The 22,645-nt window shown below is 56.7% G+C and carries 23 protein-coding genes; 18 read left to right on the top strand and 5 right to left on the bottom strand.

The window, feature by feature from the left end; translation table 11 throughout:
• Positions 1 to 278 precede the first annotated feature (278 nt).
• The 8 genes from AALG83_07815 (at position 279) to AALG83_07780 (ending at position 8,987) form a co-directional block, all read left to right on the top strand.
• A complete protein-coding gene (locus AALG83_07815; protein ID MEY8383061.1) occupies positions 279 to 1,472 on the top strand; it encodes a DUF3798 domain-containing protein in 1,194 nt (397 codons plus the stop codon).
• A gap of 132 nt (positions 1,473 to 1,604) precedes the next feature.
• Positions 1,605 to 3,191 carry a sugar ABC transporter ATP-binding protein gene (locus AALG83_07810; GenBank protein ID MEY8383060.1) on the top strand — a complete coding sequence of 529 codons (1,587 nt, stop codon included), beginning with the start codon at positions 1,605 to 1,607 and terminating at the stop codon, positions 3,189 to 3,191.
• A gap of 2 nt (positions 3,192 to 3,193) precedes the next feature.
• The gene (locus AALG83_07805) at positions 3,194 to 4,279 is read left to right on the top strand and encodes an ABC transporter permease (GenBank protein MEY8383059.1); all 1,086 of its coding nucleotides are present in this window, start codon (positions 3,194 to 3,196) and stop codon (positions 4,277 to 4,279) included.
• A complete protein-coding gene (locus tag AALG83_07800) occupies positions 4,272 to 5,756 on the top strand; it encodes an ABC transporter permease (protein ID MEY8383058.1) in 1,485 nt (494 codons plus the stop codon). Before AALG83_07805 ends, AALG83_07800 begins: the two co-directional genes overlap by 8 nt.
• 114 nt (positions 5,757 to 5,870) lie before the next feature.
• Entirely contained in the window at positions 5,871 to 6,587 is a 717-nt protein-coding gene (gene nagB, locus AALG83_07795) for a glucosamine-6-phosphate deaminase (protein ID MEY8383057.1), read from the top strand.
• Positions 6,588 to 6,676: 89 nt separating this feature from the next.
• A complete protein-coding gene (locus tag AALG83_07790; GenBank protein ID MEY8383056.1) occupies positions 6,677 to 7,219 on the top strand; it encodes a GNAT family N-acetyltransferase in 543 nt (180 codons plus the stop codon).
• A gap of 40 nt (positions 7,220 to 7,259) precedes the next feature.
• Positions 7,260 to 8,183 carry an AEC family transporter gene (locus tag AALG83_07785; protein MEY8383055.1) on the top strand — a complete coding sequence of 308 codons (924 nt, stop codon included), beginning with the start codon at positions 7,260 to 7,262 and terminating at the stop codon, positions 8,181 to 8,183.
• A gap of 69 nt (positions 8,184 to 8,252) precedes the next feature.
• Positions 8,253 to 8,987, top strand: coding sequence for a hypothetical protein (locus AALG83_07780; GenBank protein MEY8383054.1), 735 nt, complete (start codon positions 8,253 to 8,255; stop codon positions 8,985 to 8,987).
• A 60-nt stretch (positions 8,988 to 9,047) separates the two neighbouring features.
• Here AALG83_07780 and AALG83_07775 read toward each other — a convergent pair whose 3' ends face one another.
• Positions 9,048 to 9,749 carry a transaldolase family protein gene (locus tag AALG83_07775; protein MEY8383053.1) on the bottom strand — a complete coding sequence of 234 codons (702 nt, stop codon included), beginning with the start codon at positions 9,747 to 9,749 and terminating at the stop codon, positions 9,048 to 9,050.
• Between the two features lie 143 nt (positions 9,750 to 9,892).
• Between AALG83_07775 and AALG83_07770 the strand changes: the two genes are divergently transcribed.
• Positions 9,893 to 11,128 (top strand): aminopeptidase, encoded by a 1,236-nt coding sequence (locus AALG83_07770; GenBank protein ID MEY8383052.1) that lies wholly within the window; start codon positions 9,893 to 9,895, stop codon positions 11,126 to 11,128.
• A gap of 172 nt (positions 11,129 to 11,300) precedes the next feature.
• Positions 11,301 to 13,808: a cation-translocating P-type ATPase gene (locus tag AALG83_07765; GenBank protein ID MEY8383051.1), complete on the top strand. Its 2,508-nt coding sequence runs from the start codon at positions 11,301 to 11,303 to the stop codon at positions 13,806 to 13,808.
• A 61-nt stretch (positions 13,809 to 13,869) separates the two neighbouring features.
• On the opposite strand, the gene AALG83_07760 is transcribed toward AALG83_07765, so the two are convergent.
• Positions 13,870 to 14,319 (bottom strand): zinc ribbon domain-containing protein, encoded by a 450-nt coding sequence (locus AALG83_07760; GenBank protein MEY8383050.1) that lies wholly within the window; start codon positions 14,317 to 14,319, stop codon positions 13,870 to 13,872.
• Positions 14,320 to 14,435: 116 nt separating this feature from the next.
• A complete protein-coding gene (locus AALG83_07755) occupies positions 14,436 to 15,392 on the bottom strand; it encodes a hypothetical protein (protein MEY8383049.1) in 957 nt (318 codons plus the stop codon).
• A gap of 189 nt (positions 15,393 to 15,581) precedes the next feature.
• Here AALG83_07755 and pepT point away from each other — a divergent pair, with 189 nt between their 5' ends.
• The 6 genes from pepT to AALG83_07725 are packed head-to-tail and all read left to right on the top strand — an operon-like array spanning position 15,582 to position 19,251.
• Complete coding sequence (gene pepT, locus AALG83_07750; GenBank protein MEY8383048.1) at positions 15,582 to 16,802, top strand: peptidase T; 1,221 nt, start codon at positions 15,582 to 15,584, stop codon at positions 16,800 to 16,802.
• Positions 16,803 to 16,807: 5 nt separating this feature from the next.
• Entirely contained in the window at positions 16,808 to 17,185 is a 378-nt protein-coding gene (locus tag AALG83_07745; protein ID MEY8383047.1) for an MmcQ/YjbR family DNA-binding protein, read from the top strand.
• Between the two features lie 2 nt (positions 17,186 to 17,187).
• On the top strand, positions 17,188 to 17,604 hold the full coding sequence (locus AALG83_07740) for a C-GCAxxG-C-C family protein (protein ID MEY8383046.1): 417 nt from the start codon (positions 17,188 to 17,190) through the stop codon (positions 17,602 to 17,604).
• A 1-nt stretch (position 17,605) separates the two neighbouring features.
• Positions 17,606 to 18,103 (top strand): SAM-dependent methyltransferase, encoded by a 498-nt coding sequence (locus AALG83_07735; GenBank protein ID MEY8383045.1) that lies wholly within the window; start codon positions 17,606 to 17,608, stop codon positions 18,101 to 18,103.
• 20 nt (positions 18,104 to 18,123) lie between these two features.
• Complete coding sequence (locus AALG83_07730; protein MEY8383044.1) at positions 18,124 to 18,537, top strand: EamA family transporter; 414 nt, start codon at positions 18,124 to 18,126, stop codon at positions 18,535 to 18,537.
• A 12-nt stretch (positions 18,538 to 18,549) separates the two neighbouring features.
• Positions 18,550 to 19,251: a DNA alkylation repair protein gene (locus tag AALG83_07725; protein ID MEY8383043.1), complete on the top strand. Its 702-nt coding sequence runs from the start codon at positions 18,550 to 18,552 to the stop codon at positions 19,249 to 19,251.
• Between the two features lie 312 nt (positions 19,252 to 19,563).
• On the opposite strand, the gene AALG83_07720 is transcribed toward AALG83_07725, so the two are convergent.
• Positions 19,564 to 20,142: a phosphate propanoyltransferase gene (locus AALG83_07720; GenBank protein MEY8383042.1), complete on the bottom strand. Its 579-nt coding sequence runs from the start codon at positions 20,140 to 20,142 to the stop codon at positions 19,564 to 19,566.
• Positions 20,143 to 20,204: 62 nt separating this feature from the next.
• A complete protein-coding gene (locus tag AALG83_07715; protein MEY8383041.1) occupies positions 20,205 to 21,086 on the bottom strand; it encodes a LysR substrate-binding domain-containing protein in 882 nt (293 codons plus the stop codon).
• A gap of 147 nt (positions 21,087 to 21,233) precedes the next feature.
• Here AALG83_07715 and AALG83_07710 point away from each other — a divergent pair, with 147 nt between their 5' ends.
• Both AALG83_07710 and AALG83_07705 read left to right on the top strand, forming a co-directional pair.
• Entirely contained in the window at positions 21,234 to 22,118 is an 885-nt protein-coding gene (locus AALG83_07710) for a DMT family transporter (protein ID MEY8383040.1), read from the top strand.
• A 101-nt stretch (positions 22,119 to 22,219) separates the two neighbouring features.
• Positions 22,220 to 22,561 (top strand): DUF2752 domain-containing protein, encoded by a 342-nt coding sequence (locus tag AALG83_07705; protein MEY8383039.1) that lies wholly within the window; start codon positions 22,220 to 22,222, stop codon positions 22,559 to 22,561.
• The last annotated feature ends 84 nt before the right edge of the window (positions 22,562 to 22,645 follow it).

Below are 22,645 nucleotides of genomic sequence, written 5' to 3'. Positions count from 1 at the left end.
GCGCGTTTTTATGGCTCGCCCTCATTCTGCATTTTTTCATTTCCCAACATGCAAAATTTGCGATGCTATTGCTTTTATATCGGCGTTTCCCGCATTTTGTTCCGCGCAAAATTGCAGTTATTCACGAAAAATTTCTCAAAAGTTTGTTTTTTTATGGACAAACTCTGCGAGTTGTGATACGATACGCTATATATCTAATAAATATTTTTCCTTTATTTGGTATATTGTTTTGATTCTTTGCGCAAATGCGCAAAAATATAATTTGGAGGAAAACCAGAATGATGAAGAAACTCACTTGTTTGCTTCTGGCGCTTGTCATGGTATTCTCGTTTGCAGCATGCCGCTCCAGCGCCCCCGAAACTCCGAGCAACGAGCCTTCTGAATCCGCAAACACTCCGGACGACAGCCAAGGCGATGCCGAGCCCTATAAGATCGCCATCTACACCGGCACTGTCTCCCAGGGCGAAGAGGAATATCAGGCTGCTCAGAAAATGGCTGCGACCTATGACAATGTCATTACCGCAACCTACCCCGACAACTTTACAACCGAGACCGAAACCGTCATCGCTAACCTCGTTGCGCTGGCTTCGGATCCGGAAGTGAAGGTCATCGTATTTGTTCAGGCCATCCCCGGCGCTTCCGCTGCCATCGATAAGGTGCGCGAGACCCGCCCCGACATCCTGATCATCTGCGGTGTTCCCGGCGAGGATCCCGGCGTCATCTCCAGCAAGGCGGATATCATCCTTTCCATCGAGGAGATTCTGACGGGCGATGCCATTGTTCAGAAGGCTGCTGATATGGGCGCAAAGACGTTCATCCACTATTCCTTCGCACGCCACCTTTCCTACTCCACCATCGCCGCACGCCGCGAGAAGATGATCGCGAAGTGCCAGGAGCTTGGCCTGGAGTATGTCGATGTCAACGCTCCCGACCCGACCAGCGACGCTGGCGTCTCCGGCGCACAGCAGTTCATCCTGGAGGACGTTCCGCGTCAGGTTGAGAAATACGGCAAGGATACCGCTTTCTTCGCGACCAACTGCGCTATGATGGAGCCGCTTATCGTCTCCATTTCCCAGCAGGGCGCTATCTTCCCGCAGCAGTGCTGCCCGAGCCCGTATCACGGCTATCCCGCAGCGCTGAGCATCGATGTTACCGGCCACGAGGGCGACGTCGACTACATGCTCTCCCAGATCAAAGAGAAGCTGACAGCTGTCGGCCAGGAAAGCAGAATGTCCACTTGGCCGATCCCGGTCAACATGCTGATGGTTCAGGCTGGCGTTGAATATGGCATCGAATTCTGCGAAGGCCGCACCAACGGCACGCTGGATGAGGAAGTTCTGCTCGGCATCATCAAGAAGATCGCCGGCGGTGAAGATAAGGCTTCCATCCGCAACCTCGACGACGAGGAGACGGGCGAAGTTTATAAGAACTACTTCTCCATCATGTGCGATTATGTCGATTTTTCCAAGTAAAAATCTTTGACAGCGAATAAGGTCTGTCGGCTTGCCGTACAAGCCGACAGATTTTATTTTATCTTTCCAAACCACAGCCACCAAAAAGGCTTTAAAACAGTTTTTACTATATGATATAAAGGAGGTATTCCGTTGGAAACCCAATATGTCCTGAAAATGGACAACATCTCCAAAGAGTATTTTGGCAACCGGGTGCTCAAAGATGTTTCCCTGGCCGTTAAGCCTGGGGAAATCCATGCGCTCATGGGGGAAAACGGCGCCGGCAAATCCACGCTGATGAACATCCTGTTTGGCATGCCCGTCATCCACTCCACAGGCGGCTTTGAGGGGACGGTTGAGATCGGCGGACAGCCTGCCGCCATTCGCGCCCCGCATGAGGCAATCGAATACGGCATCGGCATGGTGCACCAGGAGTTCATGCTCATCCCCGGCTTTACCATCACGGAAAACATCAAAATCGGCCGGGAGATCAGCCGCCCGAATCTGGCCAGCCGCATCTTTGGCAAGCAGATGGAGACGCTGGATTCCGAGGCGATGGCAAAAGACGCCCGCAAGGCGCTGGATACCGTCGGGCTGGGCGTCAGCGAAGAGGAATATATCCGCGGGATGCCCGTCGGGTATATGCAGTTTGTTGAGATTGCCCGGGAGATCGATAAAACCGGCATCAAGCTTTTGGTGTTCGACGAGCCGACAGCCGTGCTCACCGAGACAGAGGCAGAAAACCTTCTGCAAACCATGAAAAAAATCGCCGAGAGCGGCATTGCCATCATCTTCATCACGCACCGTCTGGATGAGGTTATGGCCGTGGCCGATTCGGTTACCATCCTGCGGGACGGCGAGTTCGTGGCGCATAAAGAGATCGCCGATACCAGCGTTACAGACATCGCAGAGCTGATGATCGGCCGCAAAGTGGAAAAGCTGGTGGATGCCGCGGAGGAGGACTCCCGCTCTATCGATGAAAACGATATTGCCGTGAAAATCCGGGATTTCTGCGTCGCCATGCCGGGCGAGATGGTCAAAGGGGTGGATCTGGATATCCGCAAGGGAGAGATCTTCGGCATCGGCGGCCTGGCCGGCCAGGGCAAAATCGGCATTCCCAACGGCATCATGGGCATCTACGAATCCTCCGGGACAGTGGAAGTCTTTGGCAAAAAGCTCAATCTGAACAACCTGGGTGAGGCGCTGCGGGGCGGCATCGCTTCGGTTTCCGAAGACCGCCGGGGCGTCGGCCTGCTGCTGGATGAGAGCATCGAGGAAAATATCGTCTTTTCCGCCATCCAGATCAAAAAGCAGTTCCTGAAATTCGGCATGATGGATACCAAAAAAATCCGTGCCCACGCAAACGAGATGATCAAGCTGCTGGATATCCGCTGCACTGGCCCGCGCCAGCACGCAGGAGATCTCTCGGGCGGCAACCAGCAAAAGGTCTGCCTGGCCCGGGCGCTGACCATGGATCCGGATGTGCTCATCGTCTCCGAACCCACCCGCGGCATCGATATTGGCGCGAAAAAACTCGTGCTGGAATATTTAGCCAAAATCAACCGCGAAATGGGCAAGACGATCATCGTCGTCTCGTCCGAGCTGGTGGAGCTGCGCTCGGTCTGCGATCGCATTGCCATCATCAGCGACGGCAAGCTGGCCAGCATCATGAGCCCGGATGCGCCGGATGCCGAATTTGGCCTTGCCATGTCTGGCAGCAAAGTGGAAGGAGGCAACTAAACATGGGCGAAAAAATCAAAAAACTCTATCAAAAAATCGGCCTTCCCAGAATTATCATCATCAGCTTCTTCCTGCTGCTGCTCTTTTCTGCCGGGCCGTTGGGTCTCTCTATCCCCGGGCTGATCGGCGATGTCATCAACCGCGGCGCGATGTATGGCATTCTCGTTCTGGCTATGGTTCCGGCCGTGCAGAGCGGCATCGGGCTGAACTTCGGCATCTCGCTGGGCATTGTCGGCGGGCTGCTGGGCGCGCTCATCTCGATTCAGCTTGGCATCGCGACTAACCCGGCGCTTGGCTGGTTCGCGCCCTGGATGGCGCTGATCGTCGCCATTTTGCTGGGCGTGATATTCTCCTCCCTCATCGGCTGGGGCTACGGCATTCTGCTCAACCGCGTCAAGGGCGACGAGATGACCGTCTCGACGTATGTCGGCTTCTCCATCATCGCCTTTATGAACATCATGTGGCTGGTGCTCCCCTTTACGAGCGGCGAGCTCATCTGGCCGCTGGGCGGCGAGGGCCTGCGCAATACCATCGGCCTGGAAACTTCCTTCGGCTCTGTGCTCAATAACGCCGGCGGCTTCTACATCGGCGGAGAAAACGGCGTGTATTTCCCCACTGGCCTGGTGCTCTTCTTCCTGGGCGCCTGCCTGCTCATGTGGCTGTTCCTGCGCTCCAAAAAGGGCATGGCCATGAGCGCCGTGGGCAATAACCCCATGTTTGCCCGGGCTTCGGGCATCAACGTCAACCGTATGCGCATTTTGGGAACGGTCATCTCCACGGCGCTGGGCGCTGTCGGCATCATCGTCTATGCCCAGAGCTACGGCTTTTTGCAGCTGTATAATGCGCCGCTGATGATGGGCTTCCAGTGCGTCGCGGCTGTGCTGATCGGCGGCGCGACCACCAACCGCTCCCGGATTTCCCACGTCATCCTGGGCGCGTTCCTGTTCCAGGGCGTGCTGGCCGTGGCGCTCCCGGTGGCCAACCTGATTCTGCCCGAAGGAAACCTCTCGGAAGTTGCCAGAATCGTCATCTCCAATGGCATCATCCTCTATGCGCTCACCAAGACAGGAGGTAGCTCTCGTGAATAGCTGGAAAAAGAAGTTAGGCAAAAGCCTTTCGGATAATAAAGTTGTCATTCTATTTGCCATCCTGTGCATTTTGGCTATCGCAGTGGCAGATAAGCCGCTGACTTTCGTCGCCGGTGAGCTGTTCACCCGCATCGGGCGCAACAGCTTCATCGTGCTCGCGCTCATCATCCCGGTTCTCGCAGGCCTTGGGCTAAACTTCGGCATTACCATTGGCGCGATGGCGGCGCAAATTGCCATCTTCTGCGTGGTCTACTGGGGCTTTACGGGCATCGGCGGCTTTCTGCTGGCCCTGCTCATCGCGACGCCCCTGGCAACGCTGTTCGGCATGCTCATCGGCATCGTCTTCAATAAGATGAAAGGCGCCGAGATGATCGGCGGCATGGTGCTGGGCTATTTTGCAGACGGCCTTTATCAGGTGCTTTTCCTGTTCATCATCGGCGGCGTCATCCCGGTGAACAACCCGGAACTGATCATCGCCGGCGGTGTAGGCGTCAAGAACACCATCGACCTGAAGGATAACCTCAAGTACGCGCTGGATAATATCTCCCTGCTCACCATGGTGGAGATTGCCTTCTATGCTGTCGTCGCGGTTACGGTTCTCTCGCTGCTCATTCGCCTGATCACCAAAAAACAGGTAAACTGGAAAAAATCTCTCGGGGTTCTGGGCGGCGCGCTGATCGCCTACGCGCTGACGTTTATCCCCTTCATCGAGGCATTTTTGAACCAGAACGGCATCCTGCTGCTCTCGGCCGTAGAACTGGCCGTGGCCGGCACGGTGCTCTATCAGCTGGGGCGCATCGTCTGGATGAAATTCATCAAGAAGAGCGAGAAGTTCAACTGGAAGCGCTCTGTTGCGGCCATCATCGCCGCAGGCATCCTCTATGCGCTGACGTTTATCCCGGCGATTGAGGAGGTTCTGCTGTATGTAACGCTGCCCGCCATGACGTATCTTTGCATCATCGGCCTGTGCATCTTCAACAGCGTGCTCATGAAAACGCGCCTGGGCCAGAACATGCGCACAGTCGGCCAGAACCGCACGGTCGCCAACTCTGCCGGCATCAACGTCAACCGCACGCGCATCATCGCCATGGTGCTCTCCACTGTGCTGGCCAGCTGGGGGCAGCTCATCTCGCTGCAAAACCTGGGCACCTTCTCCACCTACGGCGCGCATTCGCAGGTTGGCCAGTTCGCCATCGCGGCGCTGTTAGTCGGCGGCGCATCCGTCCAGAAGGCGACGAACAAACAGGCTATCGTGGGCGTTATCCTGTTCCACACGCTGTTTATCATCGCGCCGCAGGCCGGCCAGGCGCTCTTCTCCAGCGCAATGCTGGGCGAGTATTTCCGCGTGTTTGTGGCATACGGCGTCATCGCGGTTTCTCTGGCCATGCATGCATGGAAAACCATCGCGAAGCCCAAGCTCCAGGTTGCCGGAAAATCCCCTGCTCCTGGCGAAGCGGCCAAAGCCATGGAGGAATAAACCAAAAGAGGGCATTTCGCCCTCTTTTTTTGCGCAAAAATCAGGAGGCATTTTTCCGTTGCTTGTCCCGCGGTTTCATGGTATGATAGTGCTATCTTTTCAAAGGAGAATACCATGAGAAGCATTCATGTAAAAAGCTATGCACAGCTGAGCTTTGAAGCGGCAAAGATCATCGCCGCGCAGATTGCGCTAAAGCAGGATACCGTCCTCGGCCTTGCCACGGGCTCGACCCCGGTCGGCGCATACCAGCAGCTTGCCGAGTGGAACCAGCAGGACAAGCTGGATTTTTCCCAGGTCCGCACGTTCAACCTGGATGAATACCGCGGCCTTGCAGGAGACCATCCCCAGAGCTACCGCTATTTCATGCAGAAACATCTCTTCTCGCAGATCAACATCCTGCCCGAGAATACGCATGTCCCTCAGGGAGACTGCGCAGACGCGAACGCAGAGTGCGCCCATTACGATTCCAGCATTCTCGCCGCCGGCGGCATCGATTTGCAGCTCCTGGGCATCGGCCACAACGGGCATATCGGGTTTAACGAGCCTTCGAGCTGCTTTGTTCTGCCCACGCACGAAGTTGCCCTTACCCAGCGCACGCTGGAGGCCAATTCCCGCTTCTTTGACGCCGCAGAGCAGCAGCCCCGCTCGGCCCTGACCATGGGCATCGCGCCTATCATGCAGGCCAAGCGCATTTTGCTCATCTCCCAGGGCGCGGAAAAAATGCCAATTCTGGAAAAGGCGCTCTATGGGCCGGTTACGCCTGAAGTTCCCGCCTCCATCCTGCAGCTGCACCCGGATCTCACCGTCATTTATAATGAGTCAGATTGCTAAAAAAGGCCGGCGCTTTGCCGGCTTTTTTGTCTCATTCTTTTTGGCTTTTTTCATGGCGCAATTTGGCATTTTATGCTACAATACCTTTTATGAATATACTCTGCAAACAAGATAACCTGGCGCTCCGCCCTCTGCTGGATCAGCCGGAGGAATATGCACTGCTCTTCTCCTGGCTCTCGCATCCGGAAATTTCCCGCTTTTACGGCGGGGATGCGGCGCGGGAAGTTGCCAGTATCCGCCGCCATGTGCAAAGGGGCGACGTCTGTTCCTGCCTGATTTTGCAGCAGGAGCGCCCCATCGGCTATTTGCAGTTTTACGAGATCCCGGATGCGGAGGAAAAGGCAAGCTTGCTCCTACTCCCCTATGCGCATCCCTATGGCATCGACCTGTTTTTAGGCGAGCCAGGGCTGCTCGGCCGGGGCATCGGCACTCGCTGCCTGGAGATGGTCTGCGGCTATCTCTTTGCGCAAAAGCATGCCGATGCGCTCTGTATCGACCCAAGGGTTGATAATCAAAGGGCCATCCGCTGCTATGAAAAGGCCGGTTTTTCCTATGTGAAAACCAAACAACAGGGCGAGAAAGTTTCGGGCGAGTGGATCGCCTGCCGCATCATGCACCGCCTGCCCGCATAAAAACCGCGCGTTTTGCGCAGAAAACAGAAAGGAACACTCCATGGATCTACTGCTCACCGTCTGCGAGCTCACTCTGCCTGTCCTTGTGCTGATTGGCCTTGGCATCCTCTGCCGCACAAAGAAAATCTTTGACGCCAAAGGCATCGACGGCCTGAAAAAGCTCATCAGCCGCTATCTCATGCCCGTTACGCTCTTCAACTCGCTGGCCAAAATCCAGCTTTCGGGCACAGTCGCCCTGCTGGGGCTGACTTGCCTGCTCATGTGCTGTGCCTCCCTGCTGCTGGGGCTGGCGACGCGCAAAGTCTGCCGCGAATTTTCCTATCATCCCTATCTTTGCAGCGCCTATGAGATCGGTATGCTGGGCGTCGCGCTGTTTCCGCTGCTCTTTGGGGATACCGGCCTTGGCTTTCTGGCCAGCATGGATATCGGAGCCTGCTTCTTTTTCTTCTGCCTCTATATCCCCATGCTCAACGGCGGCAAAGGCGACGGCCTGAAACAGACGCTGAAAAACATCTTCTCCGGCCCGGCGCTCATCGCCTGCCTACTGGGTGTTTTTTCCAATGTAACCGGTATTTCCCATTTGATTTTCGATTCGGCCATCGGCCCAGTCCTCGATTCTATCATCGCCATGCTGACCAAATCCATCACGCCGCTCATTCTCATCGTCGTGGGCTATGGGTTCAGCCTGAATCAAAAGCTGCTGCCCGCTGTGCTCAAGACCTCTGCCATGCGGCTGATCATCTCCATCCCGGTCTGCCTGCTGGCGCTGCTTCTGCTCTCGCTGTTCGGCGTGCGGGATGAGAGCGTCCGCTTCGCAGTCATCTTCGTCTCCTCGCTGCCTGCGCCCTTCTCCACCTCCGTCTATGCAAAAGACGACGCGCAGCAGGAATATATGAACACGCAGATGAGCCTGTATGTCGCCGTAACGATCATCGTTTTCGCAGTGTTATGTGCCTTGGCCTAAAAGCCAGGCGTGATATTTGCCCAGCATATCGGTTATGCTAAACTATCAGCAACAGTAAGGAGCGACAACATGAAAAACAAGCTAAAATCCGGAAAACTATGGGAACGCATCGTCTTTTGGTCGGTCTCCCTTTGCCTGATTGGCGCCGCCGTCTACACGACGGCCACCCTGCTCACCACGCCGGAGGGCAGCTGGGCGACGGAAGATCCGCATAAAACAAAGGCCAACTTCACTTTGATGACCGTGCAGTGCCTGGGCGCGTTTGTGCTCTGCCTGCTCCCGGCTCTGCTGCGCAAAGTGTTCCGGCTGGAACTGCCTCCGGGCATTTTGATGTACTACTATCTCTTCATGTTCTGCGCGGCGTTTTTGGGCGAGGTGTTTCGCTTCTACTACGCCGTGCCCCATTGGGACGATATTTTGCATATCAGCAGCGGCGCGGTGCTGGCCATTGTGGGCTACTCCATCGTCAACGCCTGCTGCGGAGAGGGCGGCATCGAGCGGCTTCCAGCCGGCTTTGCCACGCTCTGCGCCTTTATGCTGGCTCTGAGCTTTGGCGTCATCTGGGAGTTTTACGAATTCACCGCCGACGGCCTGCTGGGCATGAACATGCAGAAGTTCGCGCTGGAGGATGGGACCAACCTCATCGGCCGGGCCGCCCTCATCGACACCATGAAGGACCTCATCGTAGACTTTTTCGGCGCGGCCGCCGGCGCGCTCTCGCTCTACGCGCCGCTCAAGCATAAAAAGCCCGTGTTTCAGGCGTTCCTCATCCGGCATTTGCCCGAGAAACAGGCCGCCGCATAAAAAGCGCGCATCAAAAAAGCGGCAGGGAAGCAGATTCGCTCCCCTGCCGCTTTTGATTTTCTAGTTGATTTTCCTGCTCTCTTTTTCCTTGAAATGCAGGCCCGTCACTTCGCTGACCAGCGAATAGAAATCCTGCGTGAAATTCTCTTCAGCGGTGAACGTCGCATCGTGGTGGATGAGCGCATCCAAAACATCCGGCGAGGCGGTTACTGCCCCAATGCCGTGCTTGCAGAGATTCAGAATCTGCTGGGAGTTTTTGAAACTGGCCGCCAGCACATCCGCCTCCATATTATGCGCCCGGAACATGCTGTGAATATCCATCGCAACCTGCACGCCGTCTGCCCCCATGTTGTCCAGCCGGTTGACATAGGGCGCCGTATAGCGCGCGCCGGCCTTGGCCGCCATAAAAGCCTGCATGGCCGTATAGATGGCCGTGGCCGTGATGTTGATGCCCTCCTGCTTTAACAGATGAATCGCCCGCATTCCCTGGGCCGTTACAGGCACTTTAATGAATAGCTGTTCATCGATCTCCCGCAGCATGAAGTGCGCCTCCTCGATCATCTGCTCCGTGCTCTCCGAGACGACCTGCGCATGCAGCTGGCTGCTTTTTGGCAGGAAATCCCGGATGCTTTTCAGCACTTTGATGGGGTTCTTGCGCTCATTCATTAAAATGGATGGGTTGGTCGTAACGCCATCATAGGGATACATAGAATAAAGCCGCTCGATCTCATAGATATTCGCGTTATCGATTAAGACTAACATGCCTGGCCCTCTCTTTTGTAAAGTATTCTTATGAATAATGTTAGCGAATGCGGAGGGAAAAGTCAATAAAGTTTCCCGGGGCATGGAAAAATCAGGAGAAATTGGGTATACTATGAAAAAGCCAATGTTTATGAGGTGAAACAATGTATCGCGAAGAAACTGCAAAAGCATATGCAAAGCTCATCATCCGCACGGGCGTCAACCTGCAAAAAGGCCAGCTGGTCATCCTGAACGCCCCCATCGAAAACGCGGAGTTTGCCCGCCTGGTTTTGGAGGAGGCCTACCGCGCCGGCGCACGGGATGTTCTGCTGCGCTATTTCGACGATAAGGCCAGCCGCATCCGCTATCAATATGCCAGCGAAGATGCGCTGACCACCGTCCCCGCCTGGAAATACACCCCCATCGAGGAATACGCCAAGGCCGGGGCCGCCTATATCTGCATCGAATCCGACGACCCGGATGCCTTTTTTGGCATCGATTCGGAAAAGCTGGGCAAGGGCATGAACGCCGAAGCCCGGGCAAAAAAGCCCTTCCAGCAGATTTTCGATAAAAACGAAATTCAGTGGACGGTCGTCGCGGCGGCAGGCCGGGAGTGGGCCAAAAAGGTCTTCCCGGAGGCGGAGGAAGAATGGGCCGTCCAAAAGCTTTGGGACGCCATCTACCACACCACCCGCATGGATACGCCGGATCCCGAAAAAGCCTGGGCAGAGCACTCGGGCCGCCTGCGCAAATACTGCGATTTTCTCAACGATTCGGGTATCGCCCGCCTGCACTTGGAAAACTCCCTGGGCACGAACCTGGATATCGGCCTGATTCCCGGGGCAATTTGGGCGGGCGGCAGTGAAAAGACGGTCAAAGGCGTGGAATTTGAGGCGAATATGCCCACAGAAGAGGTGTTCACCGCGCCGCATCGGGAAAAGGTGGATGGAAAGGTCTGCTCCACGCTGCCGCTCAACTACCAGGGCGTGCTCATCGATGGCTTCTGGTTCGAATTCCAGGATGGCCAGGTTGTGGATTACGGCGCAAAGCAGGGCAAGGAGGCGCTGGATCAGATCTTCCAGGATGAGAACTGCCGCAGGCTGGGGGAAGTCGCCCTGGTGCCGTACGATTCGCTCATCTCCCGCTCGGGCATCCTCTTTTACAGCACGCTGTTCGATGAAAACGCCTCCTGCCACCTGGCGCTGGGCAGCGGCTATACTTCCAGCATCCCCGGCGCAGAGAAGATGTCCCGGGAGGAGAAGGAGCAAATCGGCCTGAACGAGGCGTATTCACATATCGACTTCATGTTCGGCAGCGCAGATCTCAAGGCCACGGGCTACACCGAAGAGGGCCGGGAAATCCCGCTCTTTGAGAACGGCAACTGGGCATTTGGGGCTTGACAGCCGCCCGCCGGGATGATAAACTACTAAAAATATTATCAGACAGCGGGTAATTGCATATCATAGAATAGAACAGGCGGCACATTTCTTTGCGCAGCCGGGCCCACTGGGCAGCAGAAAATCTGCGGGACTTCTCCCGCAGATTTTTTTACTATTTTGGAGGTTTTTTGCTATGACAATCGACAAAACCAGCCCCCAAGGGCTCACCACCCAGCAGGCCGGGGCGCTTGCCCAAAAATACGGCAAGAATGTGCTCGCGCAAAAGAAGAAGCAAAGCCTTATCCGAAAGCTTTTGCACACGGTATGTGAGCCCATGTTCTTGCTGCTGCTGGCGGCTTCCATCGTCTATTTTGTTTTGGGCGAGCCCCGGGACGGCGCCATCATGCTGGTATTCGTCGCCGCCATGATCGGCATCGACGCGTTTCAGGAGCATAAGACAGATAAAACCCTGGCGGCACTGCGGGATCTCTCTGCGCCGCATATCCGCGTCATCCGGGACGGCCGGGAGCAGAATATCCCCAGCGAGGATCTGGTGCCCGGGGATCTCATGCTCATCTGGGAGGGGCTGAAAATCCCTGCCGACGGCGTCTTGCTCCGGGCAAACGACCTTTGCATCGACGAATCTTCCCTGACGGGCGAGGCCGAAGGCATCTGGAAATCCCCGGACGCGCCCGCCAGCCAGGATCACTGGCGCCGGGACTATTGCTATGCCGGCACGCTGGTGCTCTCGGGCAGCGGGCTGGTGCGCGTGGAAAAGACCGGGCAGCAGAGCGAGTACGGCAAGATCGGCGCGAGCCTGGAAAAGGCCCCGGAAAAGCGCACGCTGCTGCAGGCGCAGACGGACCGGCTGGTCAAAACCTGCGCCATCATCGCCGTCTGCCTGTTGCTGCTCGTGAGCATCATCACCTATTGCAGCCTGCCGGATCGTTCCGTCAAAGATCGCCTCATCCAGAGCGTTTTATCCGGCATCACGCTGGCCATGGCGACGATTCCCGAAGAATTTCCCGTTGTGCTGACGGTGTTCCTCTCCATGGGCGCATGGCGGCTGGCCAAAAAGCATTCGCTCGTCCGCAATCTCTCCTCTATTGAGACGCTGGGCGCCATCACAACTCTCTGCGTGGATAAGACGGGCACGCTCACCCAGAATCAGATGAGCGTCGAGCGCAGCTGGGTCGCCCCGGGCAAGGCGGAGGCCGAGATGCTGGAGCTCATGGGCCTGGCCTGTGAGCCGGATACCTACGATCCCATGGAAAAGGCCATGCTGGCCTGCTGCCATCAGCACGGCATTACAGCCGAGCATCTCTTTGGCGGCGATCTCATCAGCGAATATTCCTTTACCAACGAGCTGAAAATGATGGGGCATATCTGGCTGCACGACGGCCAGCGCTTTATCGCGGCCAAGGGCTCTGCCGAGAGCATCCTGCCGCTCTGCGGGCTATCCCAAATGGAGAAAGAGCAGGTTACCCGGGCGGCCGCGGCCATGGGGCATCAGGGGCTGCGTGTCATCGCCGTCGCAAAGATGGAGCTTTCCCGGGATCAGCAGCCGCCGGCATCCATCACCGAGTGCCAGTTCGCGCTCTATGGCCTCATCGGCCTGCTGGATCCCCCAAGAGAGGGCATCAAGGCGGATTTGGCGCACTGCCGGCAGGCGGGCATCCGCGTCGTTATGATCACGGGCGATGCCGCCAGCACGGCCCAGGGCATCGCCCGGCGCATCGGCCTGACAAACAACAATATCCTGACCGGCGCAGAGCTTTCCGCCATGAGCGATGAGCAGCTTAGGGAGCGCGTCCGCCATACGGATATTTTCTGCCGCGTGCTGCCCGAGCACAAGATGCGCATCGTGCAGGCCTTGCAGGCAAACGGCGAGATCGTCGCTATGACGGGCGACGGCGTCAACGATGCGCCTGCGCTCAAATATGCCGATATTGGCATCGCCATGGGCGGCCGGGGCGCGGAGGTCTGCCGGGAGGCGGCAGATCTGATTTTGATGGACGATAACTTCTCCACCATTGTGGAGACCGTCCGGGATGGCCGCCGCATTTACAGCAATATCAAAAAGGCCATCGGGTATATTTTTGCCATCCATATCCCCATCGCCCTGGCCTCGCTCTTCGCGCCCCTGCTGGGCATTGCCCCGGCGGATCTGCTTCTGCTCCCCCTGCATGTCGTCCTGCTGGAGCTGATTATCGACCCAACCTGCTCCATCGTCCTGGAGCGGCAGCCGGCCGAAGCGGATCTCATGAGCCAGCCGCCCCGCTCTTCGGCAGAGCCGCTGACGCGCGGCGTGCTCTCGCTTGGCCTCCTGCACGGCCTGACCATCTTCCTGGCCAGCTTTGGCGCCTATTTCTACCTGCTGCAAACGGCGGGCGATGCCGCCCTGGCCCGGAGCATGGGGCTTGGCATCCTGGTCTTTTCCAACCTGCTTCTGGTGCAGAGCCTGAGCCAGAATACGCCTGCCATCCGCTATCTGCCCCTGCTTCTGCGGGATAAAGTGATGTGGGTTTCGCTTCTGGCCATTCTGGCCGGGCTGGCGCTCATCCTATATACGCCGCTTTGCGGGGTGCTGGGGCTCGCCGGTCTCTCGGCCGCGCAGCTGCTCATCGCATTCCTGCTCTCCTGCCTGGCCGTGCTCTGGAGCGAGCCCATCAAGCTCTGGCGCTGCCGCAAGCGCAAATAATAAAAAAGCAAGGCCGCTTCCAATCGCTGCCTTGCTTTTTTATTGCTCTGCCTATGCCGGCCTATTCCCTCGTCTGCGCCCAGTAATTCAGCTTTGGCAGCTGCGCCTCAAAATAGGCCCGGGCCTGCTCGGGCGGCCACTCCTGGTTTGCCATATGCCCCACGAGGAAATCCACCAGCTCTTCCAGGCTTGTATAGACAAATTTCCCATCCGCATAGCACCACTTGCAGTATTCCTCGTTGAACGCGCCGTCCTTTTCCCGGCTGATGGAGGAATCCTCCAGCGGCATTCCGCAGCATTGGCAAATCAGCTTGCGGGGAGAGCCCAGCAGTGTGTTGATGGAGACGTCGAATAGCTTTGAAAGCAGCTTCAGCGTCTCGGTATTTGGCACAGTCTCGCCGTTTTCCCAGCGGGATACCGCCTGCCGGGTAACATAGGCCTTTTCTGCCAGCGCATCCTGAGACATCCCGCTTTTGGTTCTAAGCTCTAAAATAACATCCTTTGTATTCATTCTCATCACCTCATAGAGAATTATACTACTGCCGCCCGCCGAGGCAAAGCAACCCGCTGTTGCGCTCCGCTTTCCGTGCAGTCAAAAAAGCAGGGCTTGCTGCCCTGCTTTTTGCTTTAGTTGCGGTCCAGAACCGTCATCTTGCCGGATGCCATATCCACTTCCTGCTTGGTCTGCGCAAACACGCCCCAAAGCCCAGCCAAAGCGAAGACCAGACCCAGCACCAAGTTGAGCAGGAAGGGCGTGAGCACTTCGGGCTCGGTCAGAATCAGCTGCGTCGTGATGCTGGTGAGCTCCCCAAAGCTGAAGAAATAGCCGTCCAGCTCGATGGCGACCTGAATCCAAACATCCACATACTGCGCCAAAACCACGCCTAAGACTGAGCAGACGATGAGCGCCACTAGCTTGGGGCGGCCCAGCTTGCCCCGGAACAGCTCGTAGCCCTTTTTGGCACAAAGACCAATTAAAAAGCCCGCGATGCTGGCGAAATATCCCATCCGGGCGATCAGCACCCAGGGAATCAGGCCGACCAGCGTGCCCAGAACCGCGCCCAGCAGACCCATCCAGTAGTTATTGCCGCTGTGGCTCTGCTGCTGAACGGCTTCCCGCTGTTCATCTGCCAGAGCCGTAATGCATGCTTCGTGCATCAGCTGCGCCTTGCCGTCCCGCAGGACGATTTTCTCGGTTCCATCTGTGGCTCCCCCGCATCTGCTGCAGCAGGCCGTTCCGACGAACCCATCCTGCGCCAGCGCGCCTAGAAGCTGGGGCAGCAGCGCCCGCAGGCTCGCCATGCCCTTGCCCGTGCCGCGGAAGCTCATCTGAACGCCATCGCTGAAAACATTGTAGCCGAGCACATTGCCCTGCGCCTTCGCCGATGCCAGAAACGCATCCAGCCGGCCCCTTCTCTCGTTTTCCTCCGGAACATCCGCGCCTGCCCTATAGTTGAGATACAGGCTGCGGAGATTATCCTGATTGGAAAGCGTGACGAGAAACCCGCCCAGCTCTCCGTAAGCACAGCCTTTCGCCATCTTCATCCCATTTTCGGCTGCAAACCGTTTGAGTGCTGCATCCATAAAAATTCCTCCGTGATTTGTGCAATTTTCTCCTCCCTAGTATAACGCAAATGCGGGTGGCTTCCAAGCAAAATTTACAGTCTTTGACATTTACTTTGCCCCGCCGCCTGCAAAATTGTATCCGCGCCCGCTTTCTCTTCCCTTCTTGCTATGCTATAATGAAGAAAGAAATTCCAGGAGGGATAACAGATGCACGTATTAGATCGTTTTTTGAAATATGTCTCTTTCGATACAGGCTCCGACGCCGCTTCTCCCGCCATCCCCAGCACGGAAAAGCAGAAGGCTTTGGGGCAGTTTCTCGTTTCGGAGATGCTGCAAATGGGCATCTCGGATGCGCATATGGATGAGCAGGGCTATGTCTACGGGAGCATCCCGGCCAACACGCAGAAGCCCGCGCCCAAAATCGGCCTGATCGCCCATATGGATACGGTCTCGGACGTCCCCTGCGGCAACATCAAGGCGCGGGTTGTGGAGCAGTATGACGGCGGCGATATTCTGCTGAACGCGGAAAAAAATATTCTGCTCAGCCCGAATCAATACCCGGATCTGCTCAAATACAAAGGGGATAGCCTGGTCGTTACCGACGGTACGACGCTGCTGGGCGCAGACGATAAAGCCGGCATCGCGGAAATTCTCTCCGCCGCCGAGGCGCTGCTCGAGGGCGATGCGCCGCACGGCGAAGTGAAGCTGGCCTTCACGCCGGATGAGGAGATTGGCCGCGGGCCGGATGCCTTCCGCGTCCCGCATTTCGGCGCAGATTACGCCTACACTGTGGACGGCGGCGAGCTGGGCGAGCTGGAGTATGAAAACTTCAACGGCGCAGATGCCAAAGTGCTGGTGCATGGGCGCAATATTCACCCGGGCGTGGCCAAGGGCCAGATGAAAAATGCCATGCTGATGGCCATGGAGTTTAACGCCATGCTGCCCTCCTTCGAGATTCCCGCCAATACCGAAGGCTATGAGGGCTTCTATCACCTGACGGATATGCGCGGCGATGTCGAGCAGGCAGAGCTTCTCTATATCATCCGGGATCACGATGCGCAGAAATACCAGCAGAAGAAACAGCTCTTCTGCTCCATTGGGGCATTTTTGAATGAAAAGTACGGCCAGGGCACGTTTGAAGTGACCGTTACAGATCGATATGCTAATATGAAAGAGAAAATCCTCCCGCATATGGAGATCATAGATCGCGCCAAGGCCGCCATGCAAAAGGCCGGCGTTCAGCCGAAGATTCAGCCCATCCGCGGGGGTACAGACGGCGCGACGCTCTCCTTCATGGGCCTTCCCTGCCCCAATCTCTGCACAGGCGGGCACAACTTCCATGGGCGCTATGAGTATATCTCCGTGCAGAGCATGGAGAAGATCACGCAGATTCTGCTCAACCTCGTCTATGGCGCGCTGGAGGAGTAACGCATATGGAGCAAATAGATAAACTCATCGAAGCTCGCTGCCTTGCCCAAAAGGGCACACAGCAGGATTATAAAGAGGAGTGGCATGCCTGGCGCTATCTCGTGGGCGGAAAGATGTATGCCATGCGCGGCGGCGATAAAGAGGGCCGCCCGATTCTGACGCTCAAGCTGCCCCCAGAGCAGGGATATGCTCTGCGGGAGCAATATGCCGGCATCATCGTGCCCGGCTACTATATGAACAAAGAGCATTGGAATTCCGTCTATCTTTTTGGCGGCATGCCTGAAGATACGCTTCGCAAACTGATTGAAACTGCATATCAAACCGTCCTGCGCTCGCTTTCCAAAAAAGCACAGGCGGAAATTTTAGAAAAAGAGGAGAAATAAAAATGGATAAAGTTCAACTGGCGGTAGAAAATTTCGCGAAGAAAAAGTATAACTGCACGCAGGCCGTCGTCTGCGCATTCTGCGAGGATTTCGGCCTTTCTGAAGTGGATGGCTTCCGGGTCGCCGAGGCATTTGGCGGCGGCATGGGCAAGATGGGCGGCGTCTGCGGCGCGGTAACAGGCGCTTATATCATCATGGGCTTGGCCAACTGCGCGGCGGACCTGCAAAACCCCACCAAATCCAAAATGGAGACGTATGCCGATGTCCGCGAGCTGACCAAAAAATTCGAGGAGATGAACACCTCCGTGCTCTGCCGGGAGCTTAAGTGTGAAAAGCCTCTGCGCAGCTGCCCGGGATGCGTGGAAGATGCGGCCAAACTGCTGACCGAGTATCTGGAAATGCGCAAACAGCGCCAATAGTATGCAGCTCCGCGTTTATCCCATCGGCGAGATTGCCCGGTGCGGAGGCAAAGTTGCCGCGCGGTTTTATCCAGCTTATGCGCCAGGCATTGCCGGCCTTTGTGCGTATAGCCATTTGCAGCTGATCTGGTGGTTTTCCGGCGCAGATGACGCCAAGAGCCGCGGCCAGGTGTACGCGCGCTGCCCTTATCTTGGGGCACCCGAAAAACTGGGCGTTTTTGCGACGCGCTCGCCGCGCCGCCCCAACCCCATCGCGCTGACCTGCTGCCGCATTCTGGCGCTGGATGCGGATGCCGGCCTCATCTGGCTGGAAAACTGCGATGCGGAGGATGGATCGCCCATCCTGGACATCAAGCCCTATGCGCCAAGCTCGGATCGCGTGGAACATCCGGCCGGCCCGGCCTGGTCTGCCCACTGGCCAAAAAGCCTGGAGGAATCCGCGGCATACGATTGGGAGCGCGAGGCAGACCCCTCTTTTGAGGAGCAGAGAGGAACATGAAACACATCGGAGGAAACCATATGTGGGCTGTCTACGCACTGCTCTCGGCGCTGTTTGCCGCGCTGACTTCCATTCTCGCAAAGCTGGGCATCCAGCAGCTCAATTCCAATCTCGCCACGGCCATCCGCACGGCTGTCGTGCTGGTTATGGCCTGGGCAATTGTGCTTTTTACGGGCAAGCAGGCAGAGATCCCGCATATCACGGGGAAAAGCTGGGTCTTTCTCGTCTTATCCGGCATCGCCACCGGGCTGTCCTGGCTCTGCTACTATAGGGCCCTGCAAATCGGCGAGGCCAGCAAGGTCATCCCGGTAGATAAGTTCAGCGTCGTCATCAGCATAGCCCTCTCCTTTTTGATTTTAAAGGAGAAGCTGGATTGGAAGGCTCTGCTGGGCGGCGGCTTTATCACTGCCGGAACCTTTCTCTTGATTTTATAGTTTGGAGGAGAGATGGAGTTTGTTCGCCAGATAAGAGAGCGGCTTTTTGCGCTCAGTGAGCCGGAGTTCCAGAAATTTTCCGCGGCGCTCATCCCGGGCGAAGAGCGCATGCTGGGCGTGCGCCTGCCGGCCCTGCGGGCGCTGGCAAAGGAGATTGCCCGCTCGGATGGCTGGGCGGATTACCTGGCCGCCGCGCCCCGGGATTATTTCGAGGAGATCATGCTGCGCGGCATGATCATCGGCGCGGTTCAGATCAGCCCGGAAGAGCGCATTTCCCGCATCCAGGCTTTCATCCCTGAAATCGATAGTTGGTCCATCTGCGATAGTTTCTGCGCCGGGCTCAAGTTTTCTGCAAAAAATAGGGAGATGGTCTTTTCCTTTGTGCGGCCCTACTGCGGCAGCCAAAAGGAATTCGAGGCGCGGTTTGGCTATGTCATGCTGCTGGATTTCTTCTTGACGGAGGAGTATATTGATGCCGTGCTTTCGCTCGTCTCCTCCTTTTCGCACCCCGCCTACTATGCGAAAATGGCCGTTGCCTGGCTTCTTGCCACGGCGCTGGCCAAATTCCCATCCCAGGCCATGCGCTGCCTGAAAACCGCCCCGCTGGACGATTTCACCTATCGCAAAACCATCCAAAAGGCGCTGGAATCCTTCCGGGTTTCGCCGGCTCTCAAGCAGGAACTGCGCGAGCTCCGGGCACAAAACGCAAAATAGCAGGCACACTGCGCAAAAAAAGAGCTGGGCAAATGCCCGGCTCTTTTTTCTAGGAAAAAGGAGCTGCCGGCTGTGGCAGCCCCTACCCTAAGAGGAAAGAAAGGAAAAATGATGATGAAGAATTTTTGTGCTTGCTTCTTCTTTACAGTCTCTATTCTACCAAGGAAATAAGTCCATTTTTCAGCCAATTTAAATATAAACTGTGAACAATCCCTCTGTTTTCCTCATTTTTTAAAGTTTTTTGCCGGCTGGCAGGCGCAGAGTTTGCCCGCAAAAAAAGCCGGGAAACTTCCCGGCTTCATTCTGGCCCTCTTATTTGACGATTTCGCCCTGGCAGCCATTTCTGGCAATGAGGGAGGCGTTGGCTTCGTCTGTATCCACATGCATGGCCAGCGCAAATTTCGGGCTGACGCGCACAACGCAGTCTCCGAAGATCACCGGGCGATCCGTATCCACCTTCACCTGGACGATCTCCTTATCCTGCACGCCCAGACGCTCTGCATCTTCCGGCGTCATATGGATATGCCGCTTTGCCACGATCAGGCCCTCGGAAAGCTCCACTTCGCCTGCCGGCCCTTTGAGCTTGATGGGGGCACTGCCCGCCAAATCGCCGCTCTCGCGCACCGGCCCGATGGCGCCCAGCGTGAAGCAGTCCGTCAGGGAGACCTCAACCTGGCTGGCCGGGCGGGTCGGCCCTAAAATGACGACATTGGCGATCGAGCGCTTGGGCCCGACGATCTCCACGCGCTCTTCGCAGACAAACTGCCCCGGCTGGGAAAGATCGCGGACATATGTGAGCGTCTTACCTGCGCCAAAGAGCTTTTCAACATCTTCCTGGGTCAGGTGCACATGACGCGCCGACACTTCAACTAAAAAAGATTTTTCGGACATAGTTTCCTCCTTATGTGACATCCCTTTTGATAATTTTATTGTCTTACACCCACCCGGATTTGTCAACTATATTCTCGTTGCAGCTGCTCTGCCGCCGCCTCCAAAAAGCGCCGCGCCGCCGGGGAGAGCTGCTCGCCCTGCCGGGCGGCGATGCCCAAAACCCGGCAGTGCTCCTGCTCCAACGGGCGAATCTGCACCTCCGCCCGGGTTTTTTCCGCCAGCAGACGCGACATGAGCGTTACCCCAAGTCCGGCCTCCACCATGGAAAAAATCGTCTCGTCGCCTTTGATGCGATAGCGGATCTGCGGCTGGCTTAGCCCTTCCTCTCTGATGACCCGCTCCACTTCCTCATCCGCGCCTTCGCAGGGGCTTATGAACGGCTCTTTGATGAGACGTTTCGCAGGGATTTTTTCCAATTTGCACAGCGGGTGGTTTTCAGGCAGAACCGCCATGACGGGATCCTCCGCAATGGGGAAAAAATCAAACCCTTCGGGCACCGGCGCAGAGAAAAAGCCCAGATCGATCTCTCCCTGCACCAGCCAGCGCCAGACTTCCCCGCGGTTGCCTTCCGAGAGCTGAATGGAGATGCCGGGATATGCCTGGGAAAAGCGCCCGATCACCCTGGGCAGCCAATGCATGGAAACGCTGTAAAAAGCTCCGATGCGCACGGCGCCCTCTTCCGCTCCGGAAATTTTGGCGGCCAGCTCCAAAACACTGCGCTCGCCCCGCTCGATCTGCCGCAGATAGGGCAGAAGCTTTTCCGCATTCTCCGTGGGCAAAACCGCATCCTTGCCCCGCCGCAGCAGCCCAAAGCCAAACTCCTGCTCCAGGGCGCGGATCATATGGCTGATGCCTGGCTGGGAATAGCCCAGCGTTTTAGCGGCTTTGGTCAGGCTGCCTTGGGCGATGGTCTCCAGCAGTGCTCTATATTTTATCGTATCCATGCTCTGCTCCTATCATTCATAATTAGAATGCAGTCTATTCGACACATTCAGTTTACTTATTTTTTTTCTCATTGTATAATAATCTCATTGCCGCTGCAAGCCCGGGCGCAAAAGCCGCTTGCAAGCCCAAAATGATAGGAGAACAACATGAATCCATATAAAAAGAGCTTGATTTATTTGCATCTGGGGACGTTTCTCTGCGCGCTTTCCGGCGTTTTCGGAAAGCTGCTGGCCCTGCCTTCCCTGATCATCACGCTGGGGCGCGTTTTCTTTTCCTCGCTGGCACTTCTGCTCATCCTGCTGGCCGGGCGCAAGCGCATCCGCCTGGACGGCGGGAAGGATTTTCTCAGCCTGGCGGCGCTGGGCGTGCTGCTGGCTGTGCACTGGGCCTCCTTTTACGAGGCAATCCAGCTCTCGACAGTTGCGCTGGGTCTGCTGGCTTTTTCCACGTTCCCCGTATTCGTTACCTTCCTGGAGCCGCTCTTTTTCCGGCAGAAACTGCGGCTGGAAAACGTAATCATTGCGCTGGTTGTCTTTGCGGGGATTGCCGTGGTCGTCCCGGAATTCAAGCTAGAAAACCAGGCCACCAAGGGAATCCTGCTGGGCATTTTCTCCGGCTTCACCTATGCCATCTTGGCGCTTTGCAACAAGCGCTTTACCGGGAAATATTCGGGCACGCAGATCAGTCTCTATGAACACCTGTTTGCCTGCATCTCGCTGCTGCCTTTCCTCTTCGTCTGCCGCCCGGCCCTGACGCTGAGGGATATCGGCCTTTTGGCGCTGCTGGGCGTGGTTTTCACCGGCATCGCCCAAAGCCTTTACGTCTCCTCCCTGCGCCATGTCTCTGCCCGGATGGCCGGCATCGTCAGCTGCCTTGAGCCCATTTACAGCACGCTCTTCGCCTTCCTCTTTTTGCACGAAGCACCTGCCCTGCGCGACTACATTGGCGCGGCCATCATCCTGGGGGCTGTGGTCTACTCGACACTGCGGGCAAACAAGGCCCAGGCAGAGCCCCTCGAGGCCAACGCGTAGCTTCTCTTTTCCCCGGCGGGCAGGCGTGATACAATAAAGCCAGGCGGCGCAGAGCACGGCTGCCCTGCACCGCTGGCTTTTTTGATCGAGGAGGAGACGCGGTGAAAGCTCTTGCAAAACGCTATGCACATAAATGGATGATTCTGGGGCTATGCGCCGCGCTCGTGGCTGTCTTTGCGCTCTCCGGCATCGGCTGCCCGTTCTACCGCATATTCGGCATCCCCTGCCCGGGCTGCGGAATGACCCGGGCATTCCTGGCCTGCCTGCGCCTGGATTTTGCCGCCGCCTGGCGGTATCATCCGATGGTCTTTTCCCTGCCCTATCTGCTGGCTCTCTTTTGGAAGGATGGGGCGGTTTTCCCAGAGAAGCGCTGGAATGCGGGTATTCTGGCGCTGGTCTGCCTGGGCTTTTTGGCGCAGTATCTCTGCCGGCTGTTTGGCTAATCTATTGTTTCCTATCCGAGCCGTCTTTTTCTGAAGGCGGCTCTTTTTTTATGCGCATGAATCATCTCCTTGCATTCGCTTCTT

It is taken from the genome of Christensenellaceae bacterium 44-20 (assembly GCA_041223705.1).
In the GTDB taxonomy this organism is placed as follows: Bacteria; Bacillota; Clostridia; order Christensenellales; family Christensenellaceae; genus QANA01.
Note: the sequence above shows the minus strand (reverse complement) of the source record. Positions and strands in the feature narration are given on the sequence as shown.